This is a genomic window from Oribacterium asaccharolyticum ACB7 (assembly GCF_000238075.1).
Taxonomy (GTDB): Bacteria; Bacillota; Clostridia; order Lachnospirales; family Lachnospiraceae; genus Oribacterium; species Oribacterium asaccharolyticum.
The window spans coordinates 551,344-572,653 of record NZ_JH414504.1; the positions used below are offsets into that span (position 1 = coordinate 551,344).

Consider the following 21,310-nt stretch of genomic DNA (forward strand, 5'->3'; position numbering starts at 1 on the left):
AATTTATTATACAACAGGTACTTTCGCCTATCCGCAGACTACTTAGAAAAAAGAGAAAGGCCTCAGCCTCTCTCTCAATTTTCTACAGGTCTTCTATTTCCAATTCCGGATCATCTGCATCTTCCGGCTTATCTTCATGTTTCGCTTTCTTTTCATTCCTTCTTTTCAAATCTTCATCTTTAATGGAAATGCTTCTGGTTGCACCGAGGTCTTCATCCTCCAAATCATTTTCAGGAATCGCCTTATGTACAACGGAAACCATTTTGGTATGATCCAATTCATCTTCTTCCTTATTTTCATCAAAGGAAAGCTCTTCCATGGAAATGTCCTCTACATTGGGGCGAAGCTCTCTCCCGTGGATTCCCTCCTTTTGGAAACTGATAATTCTTTTCAGTCGATTTCTTTCTTGCCATAGGAAAGCAGACAAAACAATAAATAACAAGGTAGTAAAGCCAAACACACTGGAAAGAATGAATTGAATATTATATTTACCGACCAAGGTATCATATTTTCCTAAAAGTCCCGGATAATTCTCCGCATTCTTCTTCTGCTCCGCTTCCAAAGGATCCTGAAAATACCGTTGAATGGTCTTTTCTTTTAAATCATAGCGATAGAAACTCAAGTCTCCGGCATCATTCATTCCATAAAGAATAATGTATTGATGCTCGGATTCCGCCTTCCATACCCATCCCTTCACCTGATGCCCGTCTACATCAATGGTGCTCTCCAAAAAACCTGCGGGAATCTGGACGTCCGAACCGGGATTCATAATGGTAATGCTCTTATCTTTTGCAGTAAGCTTAACCCCTTCATTCACCGTTTCTTTGTCCGCTTCCGTACTTTCTTCGGAAGAAGCCGTACTTTCCTCAGCACTGCTTTCCGTGGAAGAAGCACCGTTTACACTTACCTTGGATGAGCCGACATGGGTCAAATTCAGCAGTGATTCGTCTTGAGAATAAACCTCCTGCTTTTCCACGCTTACAGAGGAAACACCTGCAGTTAAGGCTTTAAACTGAATGGTATAGACTAAGGCATTGTTTTCTCCTTGCGTACCGGACCCGTGAACACGAATCGTACCTGCACCGCCATCCGTATCCGTACCGGAAATAAACTGCAAGACATTACTGTCATAACGAAGTGTGATATCCGCTCTGGAAAGAGGCGTATCACTGCGTACCTTCATATTCAAGCTGATGGTATCCCCAACATTGGCTGTCGGATCGGAGAAGCTGAGCTGCCCGTCCGACGCTAAAACGGTAAAAGAAAACAGCATCCCGAAAAGTAGACTGAATACTATGTACTTTACTTTAATCATCATACTAATATCTCCCTTTTAGTTTAAAGGTCCCTTTCCGACTTCAACTATCTCTACACCGCTTTCACTTCCACTGCCTCCCGAAGAAGACACATTTCCATAGTTTATCTTTATCGTATAAACTCTTTCCAATCCGTTTTCCGCTCTTACGGAAACGTTTATGCTGTCTTTTCCGTCCAAACTCTGATAACCTGCACCGCTGATCTCCGCTTTTCCGTCAATTGCCGAAGCATTCACGGTAAGAGATTTTGTTCCGTTTGCCAAAGTTACCGTATAAGCCTGCTTATCTCCGGAAAAAGCCGGACTTAAAGTATATCCCGACACACTAAGAGAAGACAGACGATTATTCGGGCTACCCGTTCCGGTCGGAATGGCAGCCTTCTCATTTGGCATATTCTCATAAATGGGAATGGAAAAAGTGAGCGCCTTTTGCTTCATATCGGATGAATAGGCCTTGGAAAGTTTCGCTCCTTCTTCCGCAGCTCCCTGTACATTGGTCATATACTGGTGCTTATACAGATTACTTCCCTGCACATTCCACTTCTTTAAATATAAAGTATTTTGTCCGGCATTCATATAATTTTCCGAAAAAAACTGTGCGCCGCCCAGGATGGACTTCTCCGGACTGTTCCAAGGTCTACCGTAGGAACCGCTTTGTCCGGCATACCAGATTCCTCTTTCTACCGCTCCCATTCCGTTTGCTGCATAGGCGCCCACATTAAAATAATTATATAAACCGCTCGCTCCGGAAATGGAACCGCTGCTTCCCTTTCCCTGCTCCTGCAAAATCATAGCAGCAAGAACATAGGGGTTTTGTTTTGAAGCCTCGGCAGCCTTCATGATTATAGCACTGTAGTCAATCCCCGAAACGTTTCCGGAACTTGTCCCGGAAGCTTCGGCACTAGTACTCTCATTTCCCGAAAGAAACTCTCCCGGTCCCCCTGCGGATACAATAACATTTTCATCGAATGACACGGTATCGGCAACCACAGCATCCGAGCTTGTCTCGGACCCCTGCGTCGTACTTTGTGTTGATGCTGGGCTTGCCCCGCCTTCCATAAAGCTCCCTTTCAGAATGGAGTTCAGCCCTTCCTTGGTCTGCTCCTCGGGATTATAGTTGTGGAGTAAAAATTGGAAAATATACGACTCATCAAAAAAGTTTCGAGGATCCATGTAATAAGCCGTCAACGCTCTGGATGCACCAACCCAAGTCGGTCCGTCAAATCCCGGCCATGTACCTGTATTCCAGTCATATTTTCCGGCATCCGTAGATTTCCAGGAAGAAATGGCATTTTTATCTACCAGACTGCCGGTGCCTTCCATTTCCCCGTCTAATACATCATTCCAATTCAGATTGGTTTTAAAGCCTTGAAAACGCCAATTGGGAAATTCAGCATGGAGACTCCTGAGTCCCTCCTTATAGCCTTCCGGGAAGCCCTGCTGATTCAAATCGTTTTCAAACTGTTCATTTCGCTGATACTGTACCGGAAATTTAATAAAGTCGGAACGAACATAGCCCTTTCCGGAAGAAAATGTAACGGGATACCACGATTCTCCATTGCTGTTTTTTACCGAATCCCCTACCGTTACATTGGTATTGGAAAAAAGATTTGCAACTTTTTTACTGTTTACATTTGCTTCCGACCTTATATTAACAATGCTTCCTTTTATTAAAGCCGCTCTTTCCGCGGCTACAGCAGTAAACTGCGTCATAAGACAAAAGACGCTTAAAAATACTGCTCCGAAATGCTTCCTGTGCATAAACTCTCCTAATCCATGAATGAACGAAAACTATATAAAAAATACCTTATCTTATTTATCGACATAATTCTGAATCAGTTTAATTTTTTTGCCACCTTCAGTCAATGCATATTGGAAGAATTCAGATAAAAGTAAAGATTTAAAAACATACCCCCGTCAAACGGGTGATTTGCTCGGGGGCTATAACCCCCTGTTATCGGGCCGGCGTCTAAAGGCGCTGGCTTTCATGAATGGACATTAGCCATAACAAAAACCACCCGTCAAACGGGTGGTTTTGATTAAACTAAAAGAAAATTTTATTATACCGGATAAGCCTTATTTGCTTTGTCCGCGGCACTTAAAGCCACGCCTGTACTTTGTGCATTTCTATATTCGAAGAAGTCTTTGGCTACCTGCGGGAAAAGTGCATAGGACAGAACGTCTTCCGGCTGTCTTGTCCACTCCTTGGCCTCTTCTTCAAACTTCTTAAGCTGCGGTGCAATATGATCTGCGGGACGATCCGTCATCTGCTTCTCTCCCTTTAGAATCTTCTCTACCACTTCCGGATTCATCGGCTTTACCGTTTTTCCGAATTCTCCGGCTACAAGCTTGTAAGACTCCTTCGGCACCATTTTGTAGCGCTCTCCGGCAATGACATTCATTACCGCCTGGGTTCCCACAATCTGGGAGGATGGCGTAACAAGAGGAGGCTCTCCGAAGTCCTTTCTCACTCTTGGTACTTCTTCCAGCACTTCCTGCAACTTATCATCCTTTCCGGCCTGATGAAGCTGAGAAATGAGGTTCGAGAGCATTCCGCCCGGTACCTGGTACTTCAGAGCCTTGACATCTACGCCGAGAACCTTTGTGGAAAGAAGCCCTGACTTAATGCACTCCTCTCTGTACGGCTGAAAATAATTGGAAATCGCAATCAGCTTATCAAGATCCAATCCGGTATCATATTCCGTTCCCTGTAAAGCGGCAACCATAACGTCCGTGGACGGCTGGGAAGTTCCCATGGCGAAAGGAGTTGATGCCGTGTCAATGATATCGGCCCCTGCCTCAATTGCCTTTAAATAGGTCATGGAAGCCATTCCGGTGGTATAGTGTGTATGCATTTCAATCGGCAGCTTGGTTCCCTTCTTTAAGGCCTCCACCAATTCTGTGGCCTGCTTCGGAAGAAGTAAGCCCGCCATATCTTTAATGCAAAGAGAATCGGCGCCGAGGTTTTCCACCTCTCGGGCGAGATTTTCCCAATACTCCAAGGTATAGGCATCTCCCAAAGTATAGCAAAGGGCAATCTGCGCATGTCCACCCTCTTTATTACAAGCCTTTACCGCCGTTTCCAAATTCCGAATATCATTTAAACAGTCAAAGATACGAATAATATCAATGCCGTTTGCAATAGATTTCTCTACGAAATACTCGACCACATCATCGGCATAGTGGTTGTAGCCTAAGATATTCTGTCCTCTGAAAAGCATCTGCAGCTTTGTATTTTTAAAGTGTCTCTTAAACATTCTGAGACGTTCCCATGGATCTTCCTTTAAAAAACGGAGGCAAGCGTCAAAGGTTGCTCCTCCCCAGCACTCTACAGCGTGATATCCTACTTCATCCATCTGATCCAGTATCGGCTCCATCAGCTCACTGGGCATTCTGGTGGCAATTAAGGACTGATGCGCATCTCTGAGCACCGTTTCCGTGATTTTAACTTTAGCCATAAATTCCCCTTTCTTATTTTACCCCAAAAACAGCCATAAACATGCCTGCCGCAACGGCGGTTCCGATTACTCCCGCTACATTTGGTCCCATGGCATGCATAAGCAGGAAGTTGGTCGGGTCGGACTCCGCTCCCACCTTTTGTGAAACTCTGGCTGCCATAGGCACGGCGGAAACGCCGGCGGAACCGATTAACGGATTGATCTTCTTGCCGGACAAGTAATACATCACTTTTCCAAGTAAAACACCGGCGGCTGTACCGAAAGCAAAGGCAATCAGACCGAGAAGTACAATTTTCAAGGTATCCAAATTCAGGAAAGCTTCCGCAGAAGTGGTGGCTCCAACAGAGGTTCCCAGTAAGATAACTACGATATACATCATAGCATTCGCTGCCGTTTCGGTTAACTGTCTCACTACTCCGGACTCCTTAAAAAGGTTTCCGAGCATCAGCATTCCCACAAGAGGAGCCGTAGTCGGCAGTAAAAGGCAAACCACAACAGTTACAACGATAGGGAAGAGAATCCTTTCCAGCTTGGAAACCGGGCGAAGCTGTTCCATCCTGCACATTCTTTCTTCTTTCGTTGTTAAAGCACGCATAATAGGCGGCTGAATAATCGGCACCAAAGACATATAGCTATATGCCGCAACGGCAATCGGACCAAGTAAGGCCGTTTGACCGAGCTTATTGCAGAGGAAAATGGAAGTCGGGCCGTCCGCACCTCCGATAATGGAGATTGCAGCGGCAGCGGCGCCGTTAAAGCCCATAAAAATGGCAAAGAAGTATGCCGCATAAATTCCGAACTGTGCAGCCGCTCCGAGAAGAAAGCTGATCGGGTTTGCAATAAGAGGGGAGAAATCCGTCTGTGCCCCTACACCGAGGAAAATCAGAGAAGGAAAAATCGTCCACTCATCCAAACGGAAGAAATACCAAAGCAATCCCCCTGTACCGTTTATTGATTTTTCCGGACTGAGCATAATGTCCGGATAGATATTTACTAAAAGCATTCCGAAAGCAATGGGAACCATAAGAAGCGGCTCGAAGCCTTTTGCAATCCCTAAGTATAAAAAAATCAAGGCAACGCAAATCATCAAGTAGTTCCCGTAGCTTAAGCTGAAGAATGCGGTTTGTTCTAGTAGATTTAAAAAGGTCTCTACTATATTCATCTCATATCCTCCTAACTGCTTAACCCTGCAGGCCAATAAGTACTTGAGCGGACTCCACGCTGTCTCCAACCTTGGTATTAATGCTGACTACGGTACCGTCCTTCGGTGCAACGATGTCATTTTCCATCTTCATGGCTTCCAGTACCAGAAGTACATCTCCGCTGTGAACACTGTCCCCTTCTTTAACTTTAATAGAGAGAATTTTTCCGGGCATGGGAGCCGTAACGGAAATATTTCCCGCTTGAGATGCCTTCTGTGCCGGCGCAGGGGTTGCAGCGGGTGCAGCGGCTTTCGCTACAGGAGCCACAGCAGGAGCTGCGGAAGCACCTCCATTACCCTTTTCATCCACCGTCACATCATATGCCACACCATTTACAGTAATTGTATATTCTTTCATTTTTAACCTCTACTTCCTTCTTTTAATCGAGCGCACAAACAAACCATTTTCCAGAGTACGTGCATCACTGTAGGGATTCTTCTTTGCAAAATCCTCTTCGTATGCCTTTACCGCCGCCATCAGAATGACGGACAGAAGCTCTTCGGAAATCCCCTCTTCTTTTTCCAAAACAGGAACTGCAGGCTTCTCCGGGCTAACCACAGCAGGAGAAGACGCTACCGAACTGCTCTTTCCATCTCTTTCCTTCTTTTTTTCCGCCTGTCGGACTTCCCATCTGTGTAAATGCGCAAATAAACTGATAATCCAAGCAATGAAGATTAAAACCGCAAATACGGTTCCCATACCGACAATCATATTCTGGAAAGCGGCAAAAAGCTTTTCGGAAAGACTGTAGACGGGATTGAAGCTCAGTTCGCTAAACCCGGAATAGTCATCATGTAAAGCGGCATGAAAAATCAATTCACGCTTGGCATATTTGGCATGAAGGTCAACCACATAGGTATCACCCTCTTTTTTTACATCTACTTTTTCAATTTCTTGAAATTCTCCTAAATCCTTCTTAGCATTCTTATAATTGGACAGAGCATTGTAAAATAATTCTTCCTTGGCCTTATAGGCACTGTTGATGCTTTCTTCCAACTGCTCATCATCCTGCGCTTCAATCTGCTGGAAATAATTGGTAATGACCCCTTCCAGTCCTGATGCTTCTTCGGCAGATACCGAAGTACTTTCCTCTTCTTTTTTAGAACAGGACAGAAGAAAAGCGGAGAAGAGAAGAACGGAAAGGAGAATAAAGATTCGCTTTATTTTCTTCATACTTCCTCCATTTAAATGCTTCCGAACTTTTTATGAAAATCAAAGTCAGCTTTCCCGTAGAGCATGTCCAAAGCAGAGATAACTCTTTGTCTTGTTTCTTCCGGGAAAATAAGAGCGTCAATATAACCGCGAGCCGCAGCACTCTCTGCAGAAGCTTTTTCTTCCAAATAGCGCTTTGCCTTGGCTTCTCTTTCTTCCAAGGACTCATCCGGGTACAAAATATTTGCAGCAAGCCCCGGCTCCATAACGGTAATCTCCGATTCGGGATACGCAAAAACAAGATCCGCACCGACACCCTTGCTTCCAAGGCAAGCCCCTGCGGAGCCTACAGCCTTCTTTACCACCGTGACCATTGGCACGGAAGCATTACCGTAAGCGGACAAAAGCTCAGCCATCTCTGTTCCCAAATGCTTTTCATTGCAAAGGCAATTCTCAAAGCCTGTGGTATCACAGAGTGTAAGAATCGGAAGCGAGTACGTATTACAGAAACGGATGAAGCGGTTCATTTTCGCAATATCCTTCCAATGCAAAGCTCCCCCGTTTGTGGCAATTCCGCCCACTGTCTGACCGTTTAAACGGATAAATGCGGTAACCGCCTCTTCTCCGTAAGCTCTCTTTACCTCAAAAATTTCTCCTTCATCGGAAAGAATCGTCAAAGCTTCTCTACCCTTTAAATCGAAGAATCCATCCACAGCACGGTTTAAATTGTCTTCCACATCCTCATTGTAGGCTGCATCTTCATTGTTGGCGGGGAGGAAGGTAAATGCCTTCTTGAGCTCTTTCACAATTTCTTCTTCCGTTCCGGAAAAATCAACATTTCCGGCCTCTTCCTGTGCTTTTCCTTCAGAAAAAGATGCATCTTTATTTCCCTTTACCGCATCAGGAGCATTGATAAAGAGTCTTCCTTCCTGATTCTCCATAAAGCAAAAGTCTGAAAGAGAAGCAAGAAGCGCCATTCCGCCGCCTGCCTGTCCGTAGAGTACAGAATATAATGGAATCAGGCCCTTTGCCTGCGCTTTTTTCTTGTAAAGCTTGGAGAGGGCATATAGTGCATCTGTAGCCTCTTCCAAACGAATTCCGCTGGAATCCAAAAGTTCCACCACCGGAGCTCCCATTTTCATTGCCATGTCATAAAGATGAGCAATCTTTCTGCCATGCATTTCCCCAACTGAACCGGACAGCACATCTCTGTTTTGCGCATAAATGTATACCGGCTTTCCGGAAATGCTTCCATAGCCGCAGATAACACCATCCGATGCCGCTTTTTCAGCACCCTGTAAAAAGTCGGTACTTCTACTTTTTACCAAAGCGCCGATTTCCACAAAGCTTTGTGCGTCCAGCAATGCCTCTATACGGCTTCTTGCCTTAGAATCCATAAGTCTCCTCCATTTCTATATATGAATCAAGTCATATTCTTTGGTATTGTAAACGATAGGGATATTGAGTTCAAGGGATTTTAAGACGATTTTAAGCCTTCTATGTAAATATATTGATATAGACTGTTAAATACTTAACGTATCTGCTTGATTTTTATTTTCTGTATCGCAAACCCTTGGGATAATAATTTCGAAGCCTTCCGTTTCGATAGTATCCGAAGCCAAGAGGAATTCCGTCACAGTACAAAATCCCCATTCCTGATTTCTCCGCCATTTTTCCGGGCAATAGAACTTGCAGTTCTTCTTCGGCAATCGGAATTTCATTTCCGTAAAGATAGTCCTCTATCCGTTTATCCTCTCTAGTGAGATAAATCCCGTAAAGAAGCTTGTATTTTTTCTCCAACCTTTGCTCTTCCACGATAGGTAGTATTTCTTCCAAATTCAATGCATGGCTCAGTCCGTGACTGTATTCCCATCCGTTCTTTCCCTCTTCGAAAATGCGGATTCCTAAACGGAACAGCTTTAAATCTTGAAAAACACTTAAAAAAGCGGGATACAAAAAAATCGACTTATTCTTTTTCAAAATGGAATATTCCGTTCTCTGCTTCTTCTCTTCTAAATCCTGCCCTGCCTTTTTAAAATAAGCATAGTACTGTCCTTCACCCTTTGCATGATGAAAATAAAGTCGCTTCTCTCCCAGGAATTGATAATCCAAATTCTCCTCCAAAATCCACTTGCGGATCCCTTCGTTTTCGGCCTCTTCAAAAGTACAGGTTGAATAGGCCAGCTCTCCCCCTTCCCTAAGCATGAGAAAAGCTTCCTTCAAAATTTCTTTTTGCCTTAAAACACATTTTTCAACCAAATCCGGTGACCAATCCGTTATAGCCTCTTCACTTTTTCGAAACATTCCTTCCCCGGAACAGGGGGCATCCACCAGAATTCTGGAAAAAAATCCCGGATATTTTTCCGCTAAATTTTGAGGCCTTTCATTTACCACGCAAAGATTGGCATAGCCCATCCTCTCCGCATTTTGGGACAGAATTCTTGCTCGCTCTCCCACATACTCATTGGAAAGCAGAAAACCGCCCCTATGTCCATCCAAACGGTCTGCCATATGAAGACTCTTTCCCCCCGGTGCTGCGCATAGATCGAGACAACGGTCAAACGGACGAATATGCATTCCGGAAACCACCTCCATGGCGGAGGGATCCTGAATATAGTATAGGCCGCCTTCATGATAGGGATCTCTTCCGATTTCCGCCCGGCATCCTGATTCCTCTTCGCAAACAAGATATTCTCTGTTCTCCGAAAAATCGATTTCTTCTCCTTCCGGAAAATCCATTTCCTCTTTTTTCGGAAAAAGAGCTTTGAGCTTCCATGCCTCTTTCCATTTTTCAAAAGAAAAACCCGCTTTTTCCGCTTTTTTCAATTTTTGTAAATTCAGGCGAAGTCCTCTTTTGGGTTTTTCCGAAAGGGAGGCAAGAAAACGTTCCCACTCCTCTTCCTCCGGAAAAAGCTTCCGCATTCTGTCTAAAAATTCTTCCGGTATTTTTTGACTCTCTCTAAGCATGCCTTTCCTTTCTCTCCTTACAGATATTCCAGCAAGACTTCTCTCAGCTCTTTAGCGGACTGAAACAGACCGTCATATGCTCCATAATGATAAAAACGAAGCAACAACATCCCGACAGGCAAAGCCAGGACCATTCCCGACAAACTGTAAAATTTATATCCCAGAAACAAAAACAATAGAGCCAAAATAGGAGGAAGCCCGATTGCTTCTCCGATAATTTTAGGTTGTAAAAACTGCCGGATCATCTGACTTAGAATATACAGAACCAGTAGAGCCAGAAAGAGCACAAAACGTCCCTGCAACAGAAGCATCAACATCCAGGGCCACATGATAAAGCCCACACCAAAAACCGGCAGCGCATCCAAAAATGCAGTTAAAAAAGCCAGAAAAATCCCATAGGGAACTTTCAAAAAACTGAATCCCAGAGCCAAAAGAAGAAATACACAAAACATAATTTCGAACTGTGCAAGAATATATCCCTTTAAAATCTTTTTTCCATCTTCCCGCAGGAGCTCTCCATAATGCCTAAAACTGTGTGGAACCAAAGCCTTGAGTCCTTCAACTATTTTCCCTCCATCCTTTACAAAAGACAGTGCCGAAAGAATGGTTAAGACAAAATACAGCAGAAGTTCCGGCAGGCCGCTGACAAAGTGCAGGGAAAGCCGTAGTGCGGGAGAAGACCAATTTTTTAAAAGATTCTTTCCGAAACTCTCCATTTTATTCGGCAGATCCAAAAAAACGCCCCGAAAACTTTCCGGAAGGAAGTTTCGCAAAGTTTCCAGCGTTTCCAAACTCATTTCCTTTATCGAAAGAAGATACTCGGGAAAGCCTGCCATTTTCTTCGTCACAAAAGGAAGGCCGAGTAAAATCAATAGATAGAGCAAGGTAGCGAAAAGCAAAAACAGAAGCAAAATCACTAAAACAGAAAGCTGATCCTTTTTCAAAAAAGGAAACACTTTTCTTCCAAGTCGAATCAGAGGCTCCGAAAGTAAAGCAAGAACCGCTCCTAAAGTAAACGGAAGGAAAAACAGAAGCACACGAGGAAGCAAAATCAGAAAAATGGCCGTGATTGCAATCGGAAAACAAATCCTGTAGCTTAGCAAAAGTATTTTTTTCATTTCTTCTCCTTTCCCTGCTTTGTCCTCTTCTCTTCCTTCCTTTGCCATAGAATCGCAAAGAAAATACTGACCCCAAAATAAAAAATACTCGAAGCATTGGAAAACCAGGTTGTAAAAAAGGAAAAGAGAAGGTAGAAAGAAAATTGCGCTACAATCCCGCTAAGAAAGGGATTCTTTTTTACGGATTGCAGGGCATAAAGAATTTCCCCCATTCCTCCCAATACCGCAGAAAACAGAACCACGCCAAGAAGTCCAAAATCATAGTAGGCATCATACAATATCGTTAAAGTACTCAGTTCTTCCTTCGTTAAATAAAGCGGGTATGCAAGCGGAAACTCTATAAAAAACTTCAGGCCCGATAAGGTAAGAAACGGATAGGCCATTTTAAAGCCGTTGGAATGCGCAGCCAGATTTATCGTCAGTAAATTCAAATTCTCAAAGTTATTGGCCACGTACATATACGGCTGAACCAAAACAATCGGAATATTCCGATTCTTCATTTCAAAAATATCCAGGAGATACGACACGGAATGAGCACGCTCAATGGTCAATACAACATAACAAACGCCTAAAAAGAAAAAGAGAACAGCTACCTTCCTCCACTTCGGACGATATCCTTCCAAAAAAAGAGAAAATAGAAACAGTAAAATAGAAAAAATAAGTTGGTAGCGTGAAACCAGAAGAATAGGCAGAAGAAGGGACAGAAAAAAGCTGATATAGCTAAATAAGCCAATCTTTTTTTCCAGTTTATGCAGACAGGGAAGAAGCATGGGAACGAGAACGAAAAGAGTAGTAAAGTAATGTAAGCCTTTTAAATGAAAGTAAGAATAGGCATGCGGTGTATTTTCCGTAAAAAGCGGAATGTAGCCCAAGGAAATCGCTTCTATCGAAAAAGACAGGTAAGAAATTCCCAGTAAAAAAAGGATGCAACGTTTCAGGAACTTTGCATCCTGCCCGGCACTTCTTTCTCTCTCCCGTTTTTCCGGAAACGAGACAATGTACGGAAAGAGATGATAAGCCAAATAAAAACAGAAATACGCCAAATATAAACTGAGCCACATCGTGTTAGACCAAGGTAGCGAAAGCCTGCTCAGCTGCAAGACGGCAATTCCCTCGCCCCCCAATAATCCCAGCGCAAACAAACCGCAAAGTGGGAGACTGTTTTTTTCCTCTTTTTTTTCAACACAGTACAAAAATACGGCAAGAAAGAGGAACAAAAAGGAGGAAAGAAGGGACAACCCCCGTGTCTTTACGACGAAGGCCAAAAAGTAGACGACACTGTAGACACTCAATACTTTTACTGTTTTCATTCCTTTTCCGCATCCTTTGTCTGCTTCTCTTCGCTTGATTTGCCTTCCTTACTTTCTTTCCCTTCCTTACTTTCCTTACTTTCTTTTGTTTCTTTACTTTCCTTCGTTTCCTCTGTACTGCTCTCCGCCGTAGTTTCCGTCTTGGATTCTTCCGTCGTGCTCTCGCTTTCTTCCTTCACCGTGCTTTCTTTCGTTGTCTCCTCGTTTTTCTGAATCTTTGCCGTAACAGTAACCGTACTGTTCGGTTCTGCAAGAGAAATTCCCTTTGGAAGATAATCCACTATGGAAATTTCCTTTTTTACATCCGTATTTGCAGAAGCGACATCGACTGCAGGAAGACTGATCGCGGTAACGGACTCCAACAAGCTCTCATTTCCCGAAACGGAGACCGTGGAAGGAGATATTTCAATTCCGGACAAAGAATATCCGCTCTGCGGATTGCCGGTCGTCGAAGATGTAATTTTTAAATTCTTTTTCTTATTGACAACGATTGTGTAGTCTATTTCCGACTGGGACAAAGTTACATTTTCTAAAGAATCAATGGTCTTCCCATTCGCATCATAGAAAACCGCCTTTTCTTTTCCGCTGGTATTTTCGCTTAAACCGTCTACATTGATCAAAATCCCGATAGAGGAAATTCTTCCGATGGAAGACTCCGGCCCGGTAGCATAGATGGTCTCCGGTTCAGTATGAATGGACGAAACCACATATCCATCCTTTTCTTTTCCTCTTCTGTTTGTTGTCAAAGTAAATTTTTTAATTTGTAAATCTTCTACGGAAACCCGAACAACGGAAGGTTTCGCAACAATATCCTGAATCACACTGCTGTTTTCCGAATTTTTCAATTCCACATAAACCGGAACAGCCCCGGTTATGGAGTAATCCTTTAAATCAATATACGCATTAAAGTCGGAAGCCTGTACGGAGGATGCCATATTGCTTCGTACGGTATAACTGACCGTAACCGTATTCCTGTCAATCTCCCAAGTCTTGTTGTCCGCGGAAAATGCATCCTGATTTAAAATATTCAGTTCCACGGTTCGGCTTCCCTTTTGCTCCGGATTGGAAACATTAAAGACAATCAGCCATAGTAAGAGAGCCAGACCTATACTAAACAATTTTAAGGATAAATTATTTTTGAAATACTTCATTCCTCTTCCTTCTTTCTTCCTATGGCAAAAAGCTGCGTCAAGAAAGACTTCTTTTCTTCGCCGTCTTCCTCTTTCGGAAGATATTTTAAAAGCCCCTCCGCATCCTTCACACGATGTAATTTTCCCTCTACCGCAACGGAGATTCTTCCCGTCTCCTCGGAAACCACCAGGGTAATGGAATCGGAGTTTTCGGAGATTCCCAGTGCCGCCCTGTGCCTTGTACCGTAAGCCTTGGAAATCTCGGCATCGGATAGAGGCAGATAGCAGGTTGCGGAAGAAATTCTCCCATTGGAAATCACTACCGCGCCATCATGCAGGGGCGTATTTTTTTCAAAAATATTAATCAGTAAAGCCGCCGTAACAATTCCGTCAACATAGATTCCGGTCTTTTCTATCTCCTCCAGACTTTGCATCTGCTCCAAGACAATCAATGCACCGGTTTTATTTTCCGACATAACACTGCAAGCTGCTATCAGTTCCTGATTGATATGGGTATAAGCTTTTCTTTCTCCCGCCCGAAACTGACTAATCAAATTTTTCGAACCGAGCTGCTCCAGCGCCTTACGAAGTTCCGGTTGGAAAATAATCACGATTGCAATGATTGCAGCCGTGGACAATCTCTCAATCAGCCATACTATGGTTGTTAAATGGAAGAAAACGGCAAAGGCGGTAAAGAGAATAATGATTAAAATTCCTTTTAATAGTTGCCAAGCCTTGGTATTTTTAATCCAGAGAAGGATAATATAAATTAGAGCCGAAAGAATCGCGATTTCCAGAAGCCCTGTAAAACTGAAGGAGGGTAATAAACTGACCCATCCTCGCATTTTTGTAATCAGATTCACTTTTTACTCCCTTCTACACATACCAAGAATGACTAAGCTTTTTTCTTCGGAACCGCCTTAACATGATAGTAATAGGCATCATCTTCAAACTGCACAAATTCCGTCCCCCGATAATCCGCATCATGCCAAAAAAACAAAGCTACTATCGATAAAACTGCGGATAAGAGGAAGGAAAGCAACTCTCCCGTTAAATTCATCTTCATCCCCACTGCCGGATAAAGGATAAATGCCGTCGATTCCAGACACAGACCGATTGCCAGCGCCGTTTCAAAAGAATAGTTGAAACTGAAATTTCGAATCACAAAAATGGCTAAAGCTGCCAATGTAAAAAGTAAAAGCACCAAAAAGAGTTCCTTGTTTTTGATAAAAGGAGCTAAATTCCCGGAAAAAGCATCAAGCTGTTCCACCAAATCCCCACCGGTACTGAATTTATCCTTATATTCCCGGATATAGCGCAGAAAATAATAAACGAGAATGCCAAGATCCAGAGAAATAACAGCACTTAAACCCATAGTAAGCCCCATCAGTAAGGGCAGAAAATAGGGAATTCTAAAGAAAAAGCACAACGGCATTGCTGCAATAAGAATCGCATATTTCCCTCTTACACTGCTCTGTATAATAAATATAAAGACAAAAAACAGTGCACCGACTCCCAGTAAAAGAATCGACTGCGTATAAAAATAATACAGCAGAAATATTCCGCTAAGACAGGGGACGAAGGAAAACGGCAGAAAAAAGGAAAGTAATCCCAAGCTGAGAATCACCATAGGATTTCCGAGTTTCCCCGTCATCTGCAGATACCGGCTGAGAAAGAAGAGAAATGTCATAGAAAAAAGAGAACGAAAAATCGGAACCATCCAATAATCATTTTTCCCATAGATTTTTTGTAAATTTTCCCGATACTGCCTTAATGTTTCCATGTACTCTCCCTACTCATCCAACCAATCATCCGCTGCATCCAGCCAATCTCCGCTTTTTTTATTCAAAGCCTTTTCCACGGGCTTCTTTTTTGTAACGGTATTTCCGGAAAGAGACGTTTTCTTTCCTGCGCTTTCTTTTCCTTCTCTATCCCTGCTGTAAAGCGGTGTAAAGTCCAATTTTTCGCCCTCTCTTTTCATCTGCAGGACGATATCCTGTACTTCCTTTCGCGCATACTGTACCGCATTTCCTCCGGCTTTTTCCTTTTCTCCCGGTCTCTTCGGTTCTTTAGAACCCTGGCTCAAAGAAAGGATTTCCTCCAGACCCTGTTCCACTTTCTGTCTTTCTTCCAAAGCCTTTTCATAGGTAAAATAGGAGAAAAGAAGAAAAACCGCAACAAAGAAGGTTAATCCCATTAAATAGAGAATCACAATCTTTCTTCCCAGACCGACAAGAAAAACAAAGCTCATTTTATAGAGCAGTTCCTCGCCCTGCATCAACAAATACATGAAAAGCAAGAGAATGAAAATAGCTGTATAACGAATAACTCCTTGTAAAATCCGATTGGAAATATAGTCTTCCCTATAATACTTCGTGATTTCCAAGGCTTCTTCGCCTTTATGTTTTTCATAAATTGCCAGTTTCGTCATGGCAATGATCTTGCTTTTCTTTAACATTAATACCCTCTTGCGTTTCGAGCACGCTCAGCATAGGGGGAGCTCGGAAACTCTCCGACTACTGCGTCAAAGTTTTGATTGGCCTCTGCAGTATTGCCTACAGTCTGTTGTAACCTAGCCAAGAGGAAGAGGTTCTCCGCTTCTCGTCTGATCTTCACACTCCAGGTATAATACTGCAAAGCTTCATCCGTCCTTCCGGAATTCCATGCCGCGGTTCCCATTTCCTGCAAACGAAGGTAAACATTTCCCTCCATCTGCGATTTCACGGAAGAAAGCATGTTCTGTAAGCTTTCATCCGTAATCGTACTTTGATCCAGCTTCGTATAAGCCTCGGCAGCTGTCAAAATATCCCCCGTAGACAGTGCATTATTGATATTAACCAAGCTTTGATACTGTGCCATAAAGGAAGCATTTTGATTCTCGTAACGATCCAGATTTGCCTTTGCTTCATCATAGCTCTGCTGCATTTTTTTATTTTCTTCTTCCAAATTGCTCAGTTTCTGATTCGCCGCATCAAGTTTCTCCGTATACGTAATCAGGACCTGATTGTTTTTGGCATTGGCAGTGCGGATTCCGGCCGGCAACATAAGAAGATAATATACAAACAAGGCAATCACGGCACCCAATAGCAAAAGCAGGGAAACGGACCATGGAGAAAGTTGTTTAATCTCCTGCGGCATCATGACGTCATCATCCATCATCTTTCTATGCGAAAATACATTTTTCAGCCTATTTTGTTCGATTTCCGCTCTTCCGGTGTTCTTCTTCACAATATCCATAAGCACCAGAGCATTCGGATTATTCCGGTCAATCTTTAATACCAAATAAAGACTTTTCCCCGCCTTTACCCAGTCATTTCTCTTCATATAAAGAAGAGCCAGAAGAATATGCGCTTTAACATAATTGGGGCTGTCCGCAATAACCTGATTCAACTGGAAAACCGCAAGATCCGCATTGTTATGCTGTGCATAATCCAAAGCCTGATTGTAACGCTTTACATTGTCGGAACAAATGCGGAGAATTGCCGGTTTACGCTGAATCTCATCCAAGTAATAATCCGCAATATTGTCCTCCGGCAAAAGGTTCATGCTGATGACCCATTGCACAAGCGCATCTGCAACCTCACCCATTTCAAAGAAAATAAGCCCTAACAAATTCCTGGCTTCTTTTTGATATTTATCATAATGGAGTGCCTTCTTCAGCAATTCCGCCGCGCCGCTCAAATCCCTTAGCCTTGCTCGTTCCAATCCCAGATTATAATAACAATTGGCAATTCTTTCTAAGGTGACGTCATATTTCATTGGGTATTTCCCTTCTTCATGGCGTCTTCAATAAGCTGCGTCATCAAATCATTCATATCAGTCAAATCCACCTTTAAAATGGCATCTTCCAGCTGATCGACATCCAAACTCGGTTTAAATCTTTGAATTTCTTTTTCAAAGTCTATCATAGCGCTCCTTTAATAAAACTTAGCTAACCCGTTTTTATATGAACAATCTGTGAAAGCATCTTGACTCTCACATCCCTATCCTATAAACTCCAGTAATCGTTTACGAAAACCGCATCATCGTTAGATTCTAACATAAGTTATATAGGCATTCAAGCAAGGGAGAATCAGAAACATGGAAAGTTTTATTACATTTTTTACACAAGAATTAAGAGGCTATCTTTCAAGAGAAAGTATCGTTTTTATTCTCTCTATGCTGCCTGTAATTGAACTTCGCGGAGGCTTGATTGCCGCGTCCCTTTTGAAGCTTCCTTATATACAAGCACTCTGTCTTTCTATCGTCGGGAATATCCTGCCAATTCCGTTTGTTCTTTTTTTCTTTTCCAAACTCGTCGTTTTTTTAGAAAAGTTTTCCTATACAAAGCCTCTCGCCAACTGGTTTCGAAAAAAAAGTGGAAAACAACAAAGAGAAAATTGAAAAATATGATTTTTGGGGACTTACTCTTTTTGTGGGCATTCCGCTCCCGGGAACAGGCGCCTGGACCGGGGCTATGGTCGCCAGTCTCCTGAAAATGAATCGAAAAAAATCCGGCATAGCGATTCTTTTGGGAATTCTTCTAGCCGGAGCAATTATGTCGATTGTCAGTTACGGAGTTTTGGCTAAAGTGGTGGCCTAATACGATTTATTATCACTGAGGAGACACGCTGCAGTCATGCAGTGTTTTAAAATATTTTCTCCCGCCCTTCAATGATTTTCCATATTTTTCCTCTATGAAGGCAATTTTCCTTCCTTTCTTTTCCGGAAAATACCTGTTGGAACTGTCCAATTCCTCGGAATCTGCTGCACAATGGCAATGGATACCGCTATGGTAAAAGCCGTTAAGAAGCAGAGTTTACCAAAATGCATGGAAATCTGTGCACTTCCCATTAAGAGATAATAGATGGATCTGTATAAGCTGATTCCGGGAAGAAGAGGAATCAAACTGGTCATCAAAAATACCGTAGCCGGACATCTTCTGAGTACCGCAAGTACTCTGGAAGCCAAAACTGCGGAAAAGCCGCTAACAAAAACCGCAACGGCTTCATTGTTCCAGGTTCTGATACAAAGCATATACATAAGCCAAGTAATGGTTCCCATCACTCCACAATCCACAAAATGCCGCCTTCTTACACGAAACATCAGGGCAAAGGCAATGGTGCCGAGGCCTGCCGCAAGACTCCGAATAAGAAGAACCGTATAGGATATTTCCGGAATATCATAAATCACACTCGGCGTCATAATCGTTCCTGACACCATCAGCTCCACTAAAGCAACACCGGAAGCCATGGAAACACAGCTAAGCAGGGCGCTAGTGAGTAAAGTCTGCCCCGTTGCAAAGTTATTCTGGCTGAATTCCCGCACGGAGTTCACAAAGGCTACTCCCGGGACCAAATCCATCATAGCTCCGATAATAATAAAAGAAAGCTGTGACCCCAGCCCGACTGCTACAAATAAATTGCTGAGAAGTGCCGTTAATACACTGGCAATGATGGTAATCAGTACTCTGGATTTAATTCTGTATTTTGACCAAATCATATAGAAACCGACCAAACTTCCGATAATGGCGGCGCAAAGCGAATCCCGGAAGGAAGTTCCGATGGCATAGCTAAAGCATCCAGCCCCGAGAAAATAGGATAGAATCCGTTCCGAGACTTTTTGCTCTCCCACATCTGCAATTTTTTGCAAAGCAGTGCGAAGATAGCCAAGGTCCGTACAATTCCTGCAAACTTCCCGAGACAGTTCATTTACGGCTTCGATTTTATCAATGTTCAGTTCTTTATCAGGAACACTCATAATCCGGGTTTCAATTCCCTTCCCGGGCACATTTCCGCTGGCAAAGATTCCGCGGTTTGTCACATAAGCATCCAAATCCTTGATGTTCATGGATTCCGCAATGCGAGACATCGTCTCCTCGGCTCTGTAAATCTCCGCTCCACTGCTCAGCAAGAGATTTCCGGCATAAAGCACTGTCTCCAGTTCATCGATATTCTGCATTTCTTTTTGATCTCTTAGATCAGGATTCTGCATTTTCTTTCTCCGTCTTAATCAAATCATTCTTGCTATTTCGTTTTTCAATCCTTCAATCATTTTGTAGTATCTTATCATTAGTGTGGAAGATTTGCTTGTATTTATTCCGATGGAAAATCATACTTATTCGACATCTCTTTCCATTTAACACTCGCTTCCAAAGGCTTTTTTCAAGTCCAGCTCATTTTCTTCCACAGCTAGAATAGCCGCTTCCAGCCCTCTTACGATATCCGAAAGTGGAAGAGCCGGCATCTCTTTTTTATCTTTTACTTGCTCCGGAATATAAGGAACATGAATAAAACCGGCTTTAACGACAGAACTTCTTTCTTCTTCGGAAAATAAAAGACTTGACGTATCCCGCTGCGTAAAGCTTTTCTTTTTCAAACTGTAGTTTTTATCAAGATAATATAAAACCTCGTACATCAGATGATTGCAAACATAAGTACCGGCCGAGTTCGATAAAGAAGAAGGCAGTCCTTCCTTCCTGATTGCCTCCACCATGGCTTTCACCGGAAGTGTGGAAAAGTACGCATTTTCCCCATCGGGGAAAATCGGCTCGTCAATCGGCTGATTCCCTTCATTATCCGGAATCCTTGCATCATTAAGATTGATTGCAACTCTTTCCGGTGTAATCTCGGCTCTTCCGCCCGCCTGTCCGATAGAAAGAACAAAGTCCGGTTTCTCCCGCTCTATCGCTTCTCTCACCGTTTCAATAGATTTTCCAAATACCGTCGGTACTTCAAGCTTTACAATCTTAAGCTTCCCTATCTTATCCTTAACAAGCTTCACCGCCTCTAAGGCAGGATTGATTCTCTCCCCGTCAAAGGGAGTAAATGCCGTTAAAAGTAATTTTTTCATAGAATTTTCTCCAACGCCTCGGCCAGTCCGTCATGGTTATTATCCGATGTTAATCTTGTAAACTGCTTCTTCAGCTCCTCCGGAGCGTTTCCCATCAGAATCGGAATCCCCACCGTCTTAAGCATAGACAGGTCGTTAAAATTATCCCCAAAAGCAATGGCCTCTTTCAATTCGAAATGATTTTCCTTGCAGTAAACCTCAGCTGCCTGCCCTTTCGAAGTTCCACAGGCATTGACTTCAAGCATTGTCTTTGCCGACTTACAGATATTCAACTTTGGAAACTGTTCTTTTAAGGCATTTTCTATACTGTCAATTTGATCAGAAGCACAAATCAGAAGCACTTTTCCAATTTGCACCGCTTCGTGAAGAACGGAAAGATCTGTTCCTGTCGGCTCCACTTCCACAATCGATGCTTCCTTTACTACCCGGGGATCAGTCAAGTCTTCGACAATCCAATGGCTTGCTGTATAGACATTCCAAGTTGCATCCGGAAAATTTGCCTCTGCAAATTGAACGACTTCCTGCATTTCCTCACGAGACATCCCTCTCTCATAAATCAGCTTTCTCGAATGGTCTAAAATTACGGCTCCGCCAAGAGCAATGACTGCCGCATCAAGATGATATCTCTCTATAACCGGCATAATGCCGGAAACCCCTCTGGAAGAACTCAGCACCAAATGATTGCCTTCCTCTGTCCATTTTTTTAAAGCCCGCTCCGTCCGTTCCGAAATACGATGCTCTGCATTCAGCAATGTGCCGTCCATATCCGTAAAAATCACTCTCACTTTATCCTCACTCCTTCTCCGTTTCCGTCCTATTTTTTGATC

21 protein-coding genes are annotated in these 21,310 nt (G+C 43.1%); 2 read left to right on the top strand and 19 right to left on the bottom strand.

The genetic code is table 11. The annotated features are described in order from the left end of the window. Window positions 1–82: 82 nt before the first annotated feature. The 16 genes from HMPREF9624_RS02520 to HMPREF9624_RS11850 form a co-directional block, all read right to left on the bottom strand. Window positions 83–1,318: a cohesin domain-containing protein gene (locus HMPREF9624_RS02520; protein WP_009536395.1), complete on the bottom strand. Its 1,236-nt coding sequence runs from the start codon at window positions 1,316–1,318 to the stop codon at window positions 83–85. 15 nt (window positions 1,319–1,333) lie between these two features. Continuing rightward, window positions 1,334–3,076, bottom strand: a complete 1,743-nt coding sequence (locus HMPREF9624_RS02525; protein ID WP_009536396.1) for an SH3 domain-containing protein — start codon at window positions 3,074–3,076, stop codon at window positions 1,334–1,336. A gap of 299 nt (window positions 3,077–3,375) precedes the next feature. Continuing rightward, the gene (locus HMPREF9624_RS02530; protein WP_009429238.1) at window positions 3,376–4,773 is read right to left on the bottom strand and encodes an oxaloacetate decarboxylase subunit alpha; all 1,398 of its coding nucleotides are present in this window, start codon (window positions 4,771–4,773) and stop codon (window positions 3,376–3,378) included. Between the two features lie 13 nt (window positions 4,774–4,786). Next, window positions 4,787–5,935: a sodium ion-translocating decarboxylase subunit beta gene (locus tag HMPREF9624_RS02535; protein ID WP_009428501.1), complete on the bottom strand. Its 1,149-nt coding sequence runs from the start codon at window positions 5,933–5,935 to the stop codon at window positions 4,787–4,789. Between the two features lie 19 nt (window positions 5,936–5,954). Continuing rightward, window positions 5,955–6,332, bottom strand: coding sequence for a biotin/lipoyl-containing protein (locus HMPREF9624_RS02540; protein ID WP_009536397.1), 378 nt, complete (start codon window positions 6,330–6,332; stop codon window positions 5,955–5,957). A gap of 9 nt (window positions 6,333–6,341) precedes the next feature. Next, complete coding sequence (locus tag HMPREF9624_RS02545) at window positions 6,342–7,148, bottom strand: OadG family protein (protein WP_009536398.1); 807 nt, start codon at window positions 7,146–7,148, stop codon at window positions 6,342–6,344. An 11-nt stretch (window positions 7,149–7,159) separates the two neighbouring features. After that, window positions 7,160–8,524, bottom strand: coding sequence for a carboxyl transferase domain-containing protein (locus HMPREF9624_RS02550; protein ID WP_009536399.1), 1,365 nt, complete (start codon window positions 8,522–8,524; stop codon window positions 7,160–7,162). 154 nt (window positions 8,525–8,678) lie between these two features. Then, the gene (locus HMPREF9624_RS02555; protein ID WP_009536400.1) at window positions 8,679–10,094 is read right to left on the bottom strand and encodes a methyltransferase RsmF C-terminal domain-like protein; all 1,416 of its coding nucleotides are present in this window, start codon (window positions 10,092–10,094) and stop codon (window positions 8,679–8,681) included. Between the two features lie 17 nt (window positions 10,095–10,111). Further along, on the bottom strand, window positions 10,112–11,212 hold the full coding sequence (locus HMPREF9624_RS02560) for an AI-2E family transporter (protein WP_009536401.1): 1,101 nt from the start codon (window positions 11,210–11,212) through the stop codon (window positions 10,112–10,114). Beyond that, window positions 11,209–12,522: an O-antigen polymerase gene (locus HMPREF9624_RS02565; protein WP_009536402.1), complete on the bottom strand. Its 1,314-nt coding sequence runs from the start codon at window positions 12,520–12,522 to the stop codon at window positions 11,209–11,211. The genes HMPREF9624_RS02560 and HMPREF9624_RS02565 overlap by 4 nt, the downstream gene beginning before the upstream one ends. Continuing rightward, a complete protein-coding gene (locus HMPREF9624_RS02570) occupies window positions 12,519–13,673 on the bottom strand; it encodes a CdaR family protein (RefSeq protein ID WP_009536403.1) in 1,155 nt (384 codons plus the stop codon). The genes HMPREF9624_RS02565 and HMPREF9624_RS02570 overlap by 4 nt, the downstream gene beginning before the upstream one ends. Beyond that, window positions 13,670–14,515 (bottom strand): diadenylate cyclase CdaA, encoded by an 846-nt coding sequence (cdaA, locus tag HMPREF9624_RS02575; RefSeq protein ID WP_009428492.1) that lies wholly within the window; start codon window positions 14,513–14,515, stop codon window positions 13,670–13,672. The genes HMPREF9624_RS02570 and cdaA overlap by 4 nt, the downstream gene beginning before the upstream one ends. A 32-nt stretch (window positions 14,516–14,547) precedes the next feature. Next, a complete protein-coding gene (locus tag HMPREF9624_RS02580) occupies window positions 14,548–15,435 on the bottom strand; it encodes a hypothetical protein (protein ID WP_009536404.1) in 888 nt (295 codons plus the stop codon). Between the two features lie 9 nt (window positions 15,436–15,444). Then, window positions 15,445–16,110, bottom strand: coding sequence for a hypothetical protein (locus HMPREF9624_RS02585; protein ID WP_009536405.1), 666 nt, complete (start codon window positions 16,108–16,110; stop codon window positions 15,445–15,447). Beyond that, window positions 16,110–17,411, bottom strand: coding sequence for a tetratricopeptide repeat protein (locus HMPREF9624_RS02590; protein ID WP_009536406.1), 1,302 nt, complete (start codon window positions 17,409–17,411; stop codon window positions 16,110–16,112). Before HMPREF9624_RS02590 ends, HMPREF9624_RS02585 begins: the two co-directional genes overlap by 1 nt. Further along, the gene (locus tag HMPREF9624_RS11850; protein ID WP_009427745.1) at window positions 17,408–17,560 is read right to left on the bottom strand and encodes a hypothetical protein; all 153 of its coding nucleotides are present in this window, start codon (window positions 17,558–17,560) and stop codon (window positions 17,408–17,410) included. The genes HMPREF9624_RS02590 and HMPREF9624_RS11850 overlap by 4 nt, the downstream gene beginning before the upstream one ends. 250 nt (window positions 17,561–17,810) lie before the next feature. On the opposite strand from HMPREF9624_RS11850, the gene HMPREF9624_RS12240 reads away from it, so the two are divergent. Beyond that, window positions 17,811–18,035, top strand: a complete 225-nt coding sequence (locus tag HMPREF9624_RS12240; RefSeq protein ID WP_278208900.1) for a small multi-drug export protein — start codon at window positions 17,811–17,813, stop codon at window positions 18,033–18,035. Then, a complete protein-coding gene (locus HMPREF9624_RS12080; protein WP_278208823.1) occupies window positions 18,010–18,234 on the top strand; it encodes a COG2426 family protein in 225 nt (74 codons plus the stop codon). Before HMPREF9624_RS12240 ends, HMPREF9624_RS12080 begins: the two co-directional genes overlap by 26 nt. Window positions 18,235–18,326: 92 nt before the next feature. Here the strand turns inward: HMPREF9624_RS12080 and HMPREF9624_RS02600 are convergent, their stop codons facing one another. The 3 genes from HMPREF9624_RS02600 to HMPREF9624_RS02610 all read right to left on the bottom strand — a co-directional run bounded on the left by HMPREF9624_RS02600 (window position 18,327) and on the right by HMPREF9624_RS02610 (window position 21,268). Continuing rightward, window positions 18,327–19,625, bottom strand: coding sequence for a threonine/serine exporter family protein (locus HMPREF9624_RS02600; protein WP_009536408.1), 1,299 nt, complete (start codon window positions 19,623–19,625; stop codon window positions 18,327–18,329). Between the two features lie 144 nt (window positions 19,626–19,769). Beyond that, the gene (locus HMPREF9624_RS02605; protein WP_009536409.1) at window positions 19,770–20,483 is read right to left on the bottom strand and encodes a pyroglutamyl-peptidase I; all 714 of its coding nucleotides are present in this window, start codon (window positions 20,481–20,483) and stop codon (window positions 19,770–19,772) included. Further along, window positions 20,480–21,268, bottom strand: coding sequence for a Cof-type HAD-IIB family hydrolase (locus tag HMPREF9624_RS02610; RefSeq protein ID WP_009536410.1), 789 nt, complete (start codon window positions 21,266–21,268; stop codon window positions 20,480–20,482). The genes HMPREF9624_RS02605 and HMPREF9624_RS02610 overlap by 4 nt, the downstream gene beginning before the upstream one ends. Window positions 21,269–21,310: the final 42 nt, after the last annotated feature.